Origin of the sequence: Aquibacillus koreensis (assembly GCF_025154055.1) — a bacterium.
In the GTDB taxonomy this organism is placed as follows: Bacteria; Bacillota; Bacilli; order Bacillales; family Amphibacillaceae; genus Aquibacillus_C; species Aquibacillus_C koreensis.
Window position 1 is genome coordinate 90,990 of the sequence record NZ_JAOALK010000053.1, and the last position, 11,463, is coordinate 102,452.

The 11,463-nt window shown below is 37.3% G+C and carries 10 protein-coding genes; 2 read left to right on the plus strand and 8 right to left on the minus strand.

Features of this window, described 5'->3' with window-relative positions; all coding sequences use genetic code 11:
* Positions 1-118: 118 nt before the first annotated feature.
* On the plus strand, positions 119-511 hold the full coding sequence (locus NYQ66_RS15295; protein WP_259870632.1) for a hypothetical protein: 393 nt from the start codon (positions 119-121) through the stop codon (positions 509-511).
* Positions 512-1,082: 571 nt separating this feature from the next.
* Here NYQ66_RS15295 and NYQ66_RS15300 read toward each other — a convergent pair.
* Entirely contained in the window at positions 1,083-2,405 is a 1,323-nt protein-coding gene (locus NYQ66_RS15300; protein WP_259870633.1) for a right-handed parallel beta-helix repeat-containing protein, read from the minus strand.
* A 467-nt stretch (positions 2,406-2,872) separates the two neighbouring features.
* Positions 2,873-3,475, minus strand: a complete 603-nt coding sequence (locus NYQ66_RS15305; protein ID WP_259870634.1) for a transposase — start codon at positions 3,473-3,475, stop codon at positions 2,873-2,875.
* Between the two features lie 1,052 nt (positions 3,476-4,527).
* Between NYQ66_RS15305 and NYQ66_RS15310 the strand changes: the two genes are divergently transcribed.
* Positions 4,528-5,631 carry a glycoside hydrolase family 11 protein gene (locus tag NYQ66_RS15310; protein WP_259870635.1) on the plus strand — a complete coding sequence of 368 codons (1,104 nt, stop codon included), beginning with the start codon at positions 4,528-4,530 and terminating at the stop codon, positions 5,629-5,631.
* A 109-nt stretch (positions 5,632-5,740) separates the two neighbouring features.
* Here NYQ66_RS15310 and NYQ66_RS15315 read toward each other — a convergent pair whose 3' ends face one another.
* From NYQ66_RS15315 to NYQ66_RS15340, 6 genes are all read right to left on the minus strand, one after another.
* A complete protein-coding gene (locus tag NYQ66_RS15315) occupies positions 5,741-7,210 on the minus strand; it encodes an MFS transporter (RefSeq protein ID WP_259870636.1) in 1,470 nt (489 codons plus the stop codon).
* 21 nt (positions 7,211-7,231) lie between these two features.
* Entirely contained in the window at positions 7,232-7,861 is a 630-nt protein-coding gene (locus NYQ66_RS15320) for a cysteine hydrolase family protein (RefSeq protein ID WP_259870637.1), read from the minus strand.
* Between the two features lie 99 nt (positions 7,862-7,960).
* The gene (locus tag NYQ66_RS15325) at positions 7,961-8,974 is read right to left on the minus strand and encodes an ABC transporter substrate-binding protein (RefSeq protein WP_259870638.1); all 1,014 of its coding nucleotides are present in this window, start codon (positions 8,972-8,974) and stop codon (positions 7,961-7,963) included.
* A gap of 21 nt (positions 8,975-8,995) precedes the next feature.
* Complete coding sequence (locus tag NYQ66_RS15330) at positions 8,996-9,868, minus strand: ABC transporter permease (RefSeq protein WP_259870639.1); 873 nt, start codon at positions 9,866-9,868, stop codon at positions 8,996-8,998.
* Positions 9,869-9,880: 12 nt separating this feature from the next.
* On the minus strand, positions 9,881-10,660 hold the full coding sequence (locus NYQ66_RS15335; RefSeq protein ID WP_259870640.1) for an ABC transporter ATP-binding protein: 780 nt from the start codon (positions 10,658-10,660) through the stop codon (positions 9,881-9,883).
* 124 nt (positions 10,661-10,784) lie between these two features.
* A complete protein-coding gene (locus NYQ66_RS15340) occupies positions 10,785-11,111 on the minus strand; it encodes a hypothetical protein (protein WP_259870641.1) in 327 nt (108 codons plus the stop codon).
* Positions 11,112-11,463: the final 352 nt, after the last annotated feature.

The window sequence follows — 11,463 nt, forward strand, 5'->3', positions numbered from 1 at the left end:
CGTTTCCCCTGCAATTTCCTTTTACTTTTTCAATTATGGTATAAAACAATACCCACCTGAATATCATGTAAGCAATAAAATAATTAAACTAATTCGGACTTCTAAGGAGGGTACATGCTTGAAGACAAGACTTTATAACGTTGATCCAGGCTATGTTACCATTACCGAAGCAAGCGAAATAGTGTCTCAATTACTTAGGTTGACAGATAAAGAGAGCAATACGTATAAGATAAAGATCAGAGAAGATGCCAAGAAGGGACTATTTGGAGGAAAAAAATATAAGAAAAGAATGTATCAGGTCAAAAGAGCTGATATTATTCAGTACGCACAGGACATCAAGCGACAGGAACAAGTAGAGATTGACATCGATATAGCACCAAACTCAGAGCGTGTTCATATAAGTAGTAAATTGCCACATATACCAATTAAAAAGACCATTTTAATCATAGTAGGTTTGCTTATATTATTAAAGTTCGTTGGGGTCAGACACTGTCGAAAAACATTTGGATAGATATTCCACCTGTGGCGGACATTTTTAGCGTTATATTGTATGACGAGGACATTTGATTATAGTAACAGTTCTCTAGACGTTCCATCTTCTATAAACTTTGATAGCATCCAAATTAAATGATTAAAAACCCCATCCAGCTTAGTGACTAACGGGTTCGGTTGAGGCGGAGAAAACATTAAATAACATTACTTTTAGAGGTGCAATTAGCGTGCTAATTAGCACCTCTTTGTTTTGCTTATATAACAAATTCTATTAGTCTAAATATCTATTTTAACACCGAAATTAGCACCTATTTTAACACCGCTTTTAGCAGCAATGAATGAATTTATTCATGGTTGTTAAAAGCGGTGTTAATTAGCGTGCTAAAACTTATGTTAAAATGGGTGTTAAAACCTATTTTAAATATATGCGATAATAAAAAATGACAACTAAAAGGAGATTGGTTTTCCAATCTCCTTTAGGTTTTGATATTATGTTCTTCCCTATATAACTAATACAAAGAAAGGATATGTTTATATTTATTAATCACAAGATGAATACCATACCAAGCATCCAAAAACAGCTATCTGAATTAACTCAACAAAAGCCAATAACAACTATTTAACGGAAGATTAGGTGCAACAGGAATTTCTTCTGTATTATACCCTACTATAAAACTAGATGGATTTGTTGCAGTTGCCCACCCTGAACTAAAAGACTGATCTACAATTGTATTATTGGAACTGAAAATATTAGTTGTACCAATAAAACTTGAATCAATTCCAACAATCCCTTTTCCTGCAGTGTTTTGAACTGTGTTTTCATAAACAGCTATAAATTTAAAAATATTAAGGTTTGCATTAAACAGTAAGACAGGAACATTTCCTTCACTAATTGTAGTATTGTTAGTAATATATAACCCAAAATTTGTACCGGAAAATTCCTCCATTACTAGAAGGTGTCGCAAAGTAAAGGGGGAGGAGTTGTCTTGTATATTATTACTAATTACCAAGTCTCCTTGAAGTGTGCCTGAATTAACACTTATATTGGTGATGATGATGAAACTACATCTAGTGTTACCTGAATCAGACACAAAGGTATTGTTATCAATAATACTTTGTCCTGAAGTAGACGAAATAATGATGTACCGATAGCTATTGTTAGGTGCAGCAAGAGGTGCGTAATTAAAGGTGCAATTTGTAATTTGGAACTCGGTCGCTATAAGTCCTATACCGAATTCGCATACTGAAATTTCACAATTATCGATATATATTCCGGTTGCTGACAAATTATTTACTCTAATAATGGTTTCAGTTGATGTTATTGAAGGGAAATTTTGGATTGCTGACATGTTTTGAAAAACAACATTTGATACGGTCACATTAAACATAACGTTTACCGCGTTAGAAGTTGTAATCACGGTAGTTGCTCCTTTTCCTTGCCCCTCAATCGTCACCGATTTATTAACATTTATGGTCGATGTAATAATAAATGTTTCAGCGTCGAGTAATAACCTATCGCCATTGTTTGCGGCAGCTAAAGCAGCTTGAATGGTGGTAAATGTTCGAGTTGAACCTACCATCAGTGTGTTCCCTGTTGGTGAAGGGATGGATCTATTTATTGGTGGGATAGGTTGAGTTAGTTTAAAAAATGTTTCCCCAGTGGATAGATCAATATAAATATCTTCCGTATTACCGATGTCGCATGTTGGGGTTCCAACTCCTGTTAAAACTGGTGTCCCTGCTGGTCCTTGTGGTCCTTCTGGTCCTGGTGGGCCTTGTGGTCCTGGTGGTCCTTGTGGTCCTGGAGGTCCTGGTGGACAAAAACATTTTTTCTTTTTTACTTTTACTTTTTGTATAGGATAAATTGGACAGCGCCTCTGGATTTTTCGGGTATAAGGCTTATAACTAGTCATAAGATCACCTCATAGAAAGTTTTAATTTATACTATGTTGGTAACTTATTAGGGGAAGGGCACGTATCTCTTAATTATTATACTAAAATTCACTGAATAGGATTTTCATTGAATTGGAAATTATCTTCAACATTACTGGCAGTTTAAGATCAACACTTCACATTCCCACCTGATTATATTATTAATCGGAAAGCAATTCCCAAATATAACAAAAAACAGACCAAAGATTTAGTCTGCTATTTTCCTTGATAATTAACTTGTTATTCAACATGATAATTGAGTATTTAGAAGTGATGTTACTTTCGTTTCTAATTACAGTTTTCTCCCTCTCAACCGAACCCGATAGCTTAGTGACTGGATGGGGTTTCATTGTTTTTTTGCAACTGCGGCTTATACTTCCACCAATTTTATTTTTCCAAGACAGATGTCAATGGAGTAGGAAATAACATGACAAAAAGTGGACCAAATCTATTTAATAAAGTGCTCTTCACTATATAACTCACCTCTATTCAAAGTTGTGTAGCTAAACGCTTCTTTTACATCAGCATGTAAAAATTGAAGATAGTTTTCCTCTTTAGGAGCTGGGAAAAATGTGAAGATCCGATCCGTAGTAACTAATGCATTTGGATCAAAGTTTATATAATTGTGGTAACTACTCCAGCTATATTCACTCAATTCCTGAACCATATTGGCACGAATCGGATTTAGATGAATATATTTATTTACTTCTAATTCATATTCGACTGTATCCAATAGCTCTGATCCATACCGACCTTCAAATACATGGCCAGAGTAGTCATATTTCTTATTAAAATATGTGGCATACTGTGAATGAAGATATCTCATAATTGTTCCTGTAGGGTGATCGAGGGGTTCTATTTGAAGATGGATGTGGTTTGTCATGAGGCAATAGGTATGGAGAATAAACGGATAAAATAGCATTGTTTCCTTTAATATTTGTAAATAGACCAGTCGATCCTCCTCGTCATGAAACAGGGACATCCTTCTAATTCCACGACTAGTAATATGAAACTTGGTTCCGGGATACCATATGCGCTTTTTCCTCGGCAAAGGGATTACCTCCTTTAGTATCTTTGTTCTCTCGTCCAGCACGCTTATCTAAGTGCTTAATTTTCTACCTCAAGCTTGGTATATCAGATTGGAGTGATTCGCTATTTCCATTATTTCTTGTTGTTCTTCCTTTAATAACACCATTTCAATCAGTGGTTCATTTCATACTTCCTCCATTGTTTTCTTTTTTAAAACTTATATTATCATACGGAAATAGTGCTAACAATTAATCATTTAACCAAAATAATGGAGCATTTAGTTATCGAAATCATAATATTGCCACGTGAAAAACGACAGATCTATCCTCTTCTTCATGTGAAATGGAAATTATTACTTCTTTCATTTTAAATTCCTCCCATCTAATTTGTCCTCTCCACAAGGACAAATTGATAGATTTGTCTTTCGACAGGGTCTGACCCCATAAATAGGAACAATAGCATATCACTCCAAATTACTACAAACACTGTATTATTTTTATGTGATTATTTTCTTACAACATGTACGTTTGTTCCTCATTTATATGTCAGGAGCTCAAGTAACAGGACCTTAAGTTCTATTTCTAATTTATCCTTCCGTCAAATTTGAAACTCTTCATAAGAAAAATAGTAATTTAAACATAAAACCTCAATGTGTCCATCAACTTTTATTAAAATTGGCATTTAAAATATGGAGGAATATTGTCAAATGTGATTATAAATGCGAAAAAAAAGTCGTTCCTATAGTATTAATTATTTATATCACTGTACCCTCAGGCATTATGAGGCCATTTTGACGAGTTACTGTTTGTAAGCTAGGATAAAAGTGATTCATGGCCATGAGTCATAAACAAAATAATGAAACCCCTTACAAAAGGGTCATTATGTTATGTATGTGGAGAATGACCATATACATAATTACTTCGTCTTACTAGAATTCTAGTCTAGAAAAATACAACAAAAGACCCTCTCGATCATCTTTAGATGACTAACAATCATTTGTTAGCGTTATTGCTTAAAACCGTTTTGTTCTGAAAATAAGAAAAAATCTAAATTATCCAAAATGGAGGAATACAATTGAAAAAAAGTAGATGGCTGTTATTCACATTAATCTTAGTTTGTCTTGCACTAGTATTACCAATAAGTGTAAGTGCTGCAGTTACAAGTAATGAGACTGGAACGCATGGCGGCTATAACTATGAATTTTGGAAGGATACTGGTGGATCTGGCAGTATGACACTTAATAGTGGTGGTACGTTCAGTGCCGAGTGGAGTAATGTTGGAAACATATTATTCCGTAAAGGCAAGAAGTTCGATGAAACACAGTCACACCAACAAATTGGAAACATGTCGATAGACTTTGGTGCTAACTACCAGCCTAACGGTAATTCGTATCTAACTGTCTATGGTTGGACAGTAGATCCACTTGTTGAATTTTACATCGTCGAAAGTTGGGGCAACTGGCGTCCACCAGGTGCAACAGCAAAGGGTACTATTAACGTTGACGGCGGTACCTATGACATATACGAGACAACTAGAACTAACCAGCCATCCATCCGAGGTACACAAACTTTCCAACAATATTGGAGTGTCCGCAGATCTAAACGTACGAGCGGAACGATATCAGTTAGTGAACATTTCAAAAAGTGGGAAAGTCTAGGAATGGAAATGGGTAATATGTATGAAGTGGCACTTACAGTAGAGGGCTATCAAAGCAGCGGAAGTGCTGATGTATATCGTAACAACCTAACGATCGGAGGTAGCTCCGGCGGCGGTGGTAACGATGGTGGTGGCTCTGGCGGCGATGGTGGAAGTGGAAATGCTACGGTAGTTCAAGCAGAGAGCATGTCGAAAAGTGGTCAGTACACTGGGAATATTAGCTCGCCGTTTAACGGAGTTGCTCTTTACGCGAACAATGACTCTGTAAAGTACACGCAGTATTTTTCAAGCGGTACACATAGTTTCTCACTTCGAGGTGCTTCCAATAATTCCAACATGGCTAGAGTGGATCTAAGGATTGGCGGGCAGTACAAGGGTACATTCTATTACGGCGGTAGCTATCCTGCAGTCTATACAATAGACAATGTTAGCCATGGAACAGGCAACCAAGAAATAGAGCTAATTGTAACGTCCGATGATGGAAATTGGGATGCTTTTGTTGATTATTTAGAAATCAATTAATATTTCATCTACGAACTAGATCTTGAATAATTGTTGCTTAAAGTAAATCCCGACGAGGAAACCTCGTCGGGATTTACTGTTTTAATCTGTCCTCTGTCGAAAGACAAATCTATTGATTTGTCTTTCGACAGGGTCTGACCCCCTTAGAGACTATCAAATAAAACATTACGATGATCGTTAAACTTGCCACTAGCCAGAAAAAGCTCTGAAAGCCTAACAGAACATTGTCTAATTGATTTTTGGTCCCGCTTATCATCCAGTCTGTGATGGAACCACTCACCCACATATTCATGAATGTCACGCCAATCGCTGTACCTAGCGCCATTCCTAGATTACGCAACAAAGCAACCGTACTACTGATAATTCCTAAATATTGAAACGATACATTTCCTATAATCAAGCTATAATTCGGAGAAGTCAAAACACCCATGGATAACCCAAGTACACAAAGTAAGGTAGCGACAGTCCAAACTGGTGTTGAGGATGACATAAAACTTAACCCTATTAAACTCAAAATCATCATCAATAAACCAACAACAACAACTTGATAACTTCCATATCGATCAGAAAGTGAACCACTGATCGGTCCAACGATTGCTAAAAATAATGGATATGCCATTAGTAAAATCCCAGCCATGGAAGAAGTCGTATCCAAGATTCCAATTAAAAAGAAAGGCACTACTACCATTGCAGAGAAAGTTGCCATATAACTCACAACAATGATTAAACTTCCCGCTTTGACAATGGGTGGAGATAATACTTTCAATTGAATAAACGGGTATTTAATTTTTTTAACCCTAACGAAGAATAATCCTAGACTAACCAGTCCAACTACCATAAGAGGAATTAGATATTTGCTAAATCCCACTTCCCCAATTTGATTTAGAACAAAAATAATGGTTGTCATCGCAATACCAAACAATCCTGCACCCAAATAATCAAAAACTGAAGTATTTCCTGTAGGCTCATCCTTTGGTACAAAACGGATTGCCATCATGAATACCAAGATAATAATCGGCACTTGGATCCAAAATAATACATGCCAGGAGAACAAATTAATCAAAACGCCACCTGTTGACGGACCAAGTAAAGCACCCAATCCAACTGCAGTGCCAACAATACCGAGCGCCTTACCTCTGCTTTCATCAGAAAAAGACGCAGTGATAATTGCCATATTTGCAGCTTGAAGCATGGCAGCACCAATCCCTTGAATGATCCTCGCAGCTAATAAAAAGCCTAACGAATACGATAATGCGGAAAGTAGCGCACCAATTCCAAACACCAAATATCCAGCATTATGTATCCGTTTTCTTCCATAAATATCACTGAGCTTCCCCATTATAGGTAACCCTAGCATCACGGCCAGTAGATAGCCAGTAACAATCCACTGCGTCACACTTAAGGACGCTTGAAAGGACAAGGACAACTCTGGTAAAGCAATATTTACAAGACCTGCTGAAAAGTGAGATAAGAAAGCACCAGGACACACAGACAGAAGGATAAGAATGGATGGAACCTTTTGATCTGTTAACATTCTCGGTTTAACAAGAATAGCTTGGTTAGAACTAGATTTTTTCATGACAATCACCCACTTTTACATCTACAAGGTTGAAGCGACCTTCCGATCACCAGACCACTCACTCAACACGTCCGTTGATACAGTTGTTGTTCCGAAAAAATCATCAATATTTTTTAACGTCATGTTGTGCGCTTCTTCAGAGTACGCTGCACAGCAATCAGAAAGCATTAAGACATCATAATCTAACATAAAACCATCGCGTGCCGTAGATTCCACACAAACATTGGTACTAACACCCGTCATTAATAGTGTCTTTATATTTTTTGTCCGTAAAACTGAATCTAATCTCGTGTTAATAAAAGCACTATAACGATGTTTAATCACGACAATATCATTCTCTGGGTTCACTTCATAGAAATCCGCGCCCCACGTATCCTTTCGACAGACTCCCGTATCACTTCGCTCCTTAAACCTTCTCATCCAAGTTGCCGAATCTGTACTATTTTCATGAATCGTTTGAATGAAAATAACAGTTGCCCCTACTTCTCTAGCCTGTTTGATCAATTGGTTCAAGGGGCTGATTATGTCATCTACCATGCCAATGTTCGCACCTTGCTTAGCTAGGCTTCCGTCTGGATGACAAAAGTCGTTCTGAACATCTACTACAATTAATGCTGTTTGGGTTGGGTCTATTCTGTTAAATAATTTCATTTTTTTAACACCTCTCCTTAATTTTTGGAGTATGGGCGAAAATGGATATCCACCCATACTCATCTCACTTCAGTTCTTGCACGATCCGCAGATCTATTGTTATTCTCCAGCACCTTCAACAAATTGCATATCTACTAATCCGTCATATTCATACCCATCGGTGTAAACACCCGTCTTGTTTACTACATCCATCGTTTTCGCTAAGCCTTCTTCAGAAATAAACCCATCTAAACTCCAAAGTTGATCGGCATAAGCACGATCTAGTGCTGCTTGTAAATCCTCATCCGATGAAGTTGGAAACTCTTCTTTTAATACCTTCATAGCCAACTCTTTATCCTCGTTAACAGCTTCTAGGCCTTTAATGATTGCATTTACAAAGCCTTGAACAGTCTCCGGATCATCATCAATACTTGATTGTCTTACGCTAATAACCGAGTAAGGGTAATCTCCTAAAGTAGGAAATTTATAGAAGGGTTCTCCCCATACACCTTTTTCAATGCCACCATTGATTTGCGGCTCAGCCCCGACTGCCATATCTGCTTTTCCGTTTTCTACTAGAGATACGACAGCAGAACCGTCAGCAGGTTCTTCTAACGTTACATCTTTCTCCGGATCAAGCCCCAGGTCCATTAATAGATAACGTGTTAATAAATTTGGACTACCACCATATCTTCCCGCAGCAATGGTTTTACCTTCAAAAAATGCTTTTAATGCTTCAGGGCTATCGTCTTCTAACTTCTGTTCCGTATCTGCCATAATATAAACATTGGCACGATTAACAACATTGACGACTGATAAAATCGGGTCTGGACTATCTTCGTTTGCCATTTGATTGGACTCAGGTCCCCCAATATTCCCCCATGCTTCTCCACTAACAACAGTGGTTACGTGCGCACCACCAGTGGACGTTACTGCTTCAACATCTAAGCCTTCTTCTTCAAAATAGCCTTCATTTATCGCTAAATACAATGGAAGATAACCTATTAAATGTAATGGTTCAGCAATCGTGATCTTTTTTAAATCATCCTCTTGTTTCCCTGACGCACTTGAACAACCACCTAATACAAATAGCAATACCATAAGCATACTTAATAATAATTTGAACTTATTCATTACCATTTCCCCTTTAGATTATTATTTTTGTGTGACTTGGCCTCGAAGCAATAATTTTTCTAACCAAACCGTACCCAAATACATCAAAATCGATAACATGGAAAGCACTACCACCCCTAACCAGACGAGATCTGTATCCATAATTTGACCAGCGTATAAAATCATTCTTCCAATCCCATATCTTGAGCTGATAAATTCTCCAACAATCGTCCCTGCGAGGGCAAGTGCGATATTAATCTTCAAACTACTCACAATCCATGGCATTGCAGATGGGACAACCACTTTTGAAAATACTTGTTTTCTTTTTGCTCCTAGGGAAAACAACATCTTTTCCAAATCCTTATCGACTGACTTCACGCCACTGTGCGCAGCAACTGCGGTAACAATTACTGTCATTAAAAAAGCGAGAACGACTTTGGACGAGAAACCTATACCAAACATAATCACAAGAACCGGGGCTAGAGCTAATTTAGGAATAGCATTAAACGCAACAATATAAGGCTCTGCTATATTTGAATAAAGATCGGACCACCAAAACGATAACCCTAACAATGATCCTATAAAAGTTCCTAGGATAAATCCGAGCACGGTTGCACCAGATGTGTAAAACAAGTCCTGAATTAGAGTACCTTCCGTGATGGAAGTTATTCCTGTTTGCACAATGGTTGTTGGACTGCTCCAGTAATAAGAATCCAGAATTCCTATTCTAGTGAATAATTCCCAGGCTACAACAAGGAGAACACCGACCATCACCCTACCTAATACACTTAATCGATTTGTTCTTCTTTCTTTCAGTTCCTCATCCTCAATAAAGGGGTCTTCTTTCTGAATGGCTTTGTTTTTTTCAAAAGTAGCATGCTTTTGCACAACAACATTCTCCGTTTCTCCACGCATGTTGATTCCTCCCTATTCGACTTTTTGCAAACGCTCTTGATCCTCTTTTAACATCCCTAATAACTTCTGCTTTAAATGAACAAATTCATCCGATGATAAAGTGTTCTCATCTCTTGGCCTCGGTAGATGAACCGGGACAATTTCCTTCAATCTCCCTGGTCTAGGTGATAAGACATATATTTCATCTGAAAGGTAAATCGCTTCATCAATATCATGTGTAACGAATAATACAGTCTTCTTAAAATCACCCCATATTTGCAAAAGCCATGTTTGCATCATTAATCTTGTTTGGGCATCTAAAGCCCCAAAGGGTTCATCTAATAAAATGACATCTTGGTCGTATAACAAGGTCCTAAGTAATGCGGCGCGTTGTCTCATCCCACCAGATAACTCATTTGGATAATGGTATTCAAAACCACCTAGCCCATATTTTTTCATCAAAGGTAATGCTCTTCCTTCCGCTTCCTTTTTTGGCACACCTCGTAATTCCATTCCTAAAATGATATTGGATACAATCGTTCGCCACGGTAGCAGTAAGTCTTTTTGCAGCATGTAACCGACCTGACCACTTTTGCCAACAATATTTTTACCATCTAATAGAATTTGGCCTGTGGTAGGTTGCAATAACCCTGCGATCATGTTAAACAACGTCGATTTCCCACAACCACTTGGCCCAATAATGCTAACAAACTTTCCCTCTTCAATACTCAAATTCGTTTTTTCTAGCGCTACTGTTTCTTGTCCGTTTTTTTTGAAAATCTTACTCCCATTAACAAATTCTAATTTACTCATCATCCCACTCCTTTTTTGCCTATAATAAAAAACAACCATCAGAGTAGATTGGAAGATAAAAGCAACATCCTTCCATTTAATCTAACACTGACGGTTGTCCTGCTCTCATCATTCATGAGCTCATTTAACCAGCCAAATATTCTTCTATGTTTCTTTTTAAAACAATAATTGCTACATTCATACCCTTCGTTGGATCATAATCACGTAATACAATTTCAATATCAAAGTTAAACCTTTCTACGAGTCTAACTTCTAGTAATTTTTTATACTTTAGATTGACTATACGATCAATTAACTGAGAAGTGTCCGTACTAGCTTCACTGATAATTTCTAGTACAGGGATGCGTTTATTTCTAGCAAGGATAATAATCTTGTTTTCCATGAAACTAACTTGTTGTTCCAGGACTCCTGCTTTAAAAATATCTTGGTGAACTTGGTTGTTTTGCTTCATTAATTCTTGTTTAAATGCACCAATCGTCTCCGGAAGTTGATACCTTTTAATGACCTCCCCTCCCCGTCACACTAGATAGCTTGTACGATATGATCTCGTTATTTTTCTTAAATTTCTGTTAATTAGAAGATAACACAGGAATTGGAGCCAATCTTTAGTTTTGTAAGATGATGTAACAGAGTTTTTAGTGGCGCAAAGTTTAATTCACGTCTAATCTAATCGTCCTTCCGAAGTAGACAATTGTCTTTCGACAGGGTCTGACCCCCGAAATTACCGTTTCCCTCTCTCACACCTTCTTTTTATGTTGAATCGGTTATTTTTTCTAACAAATGATTAATGAACAGTTAATACT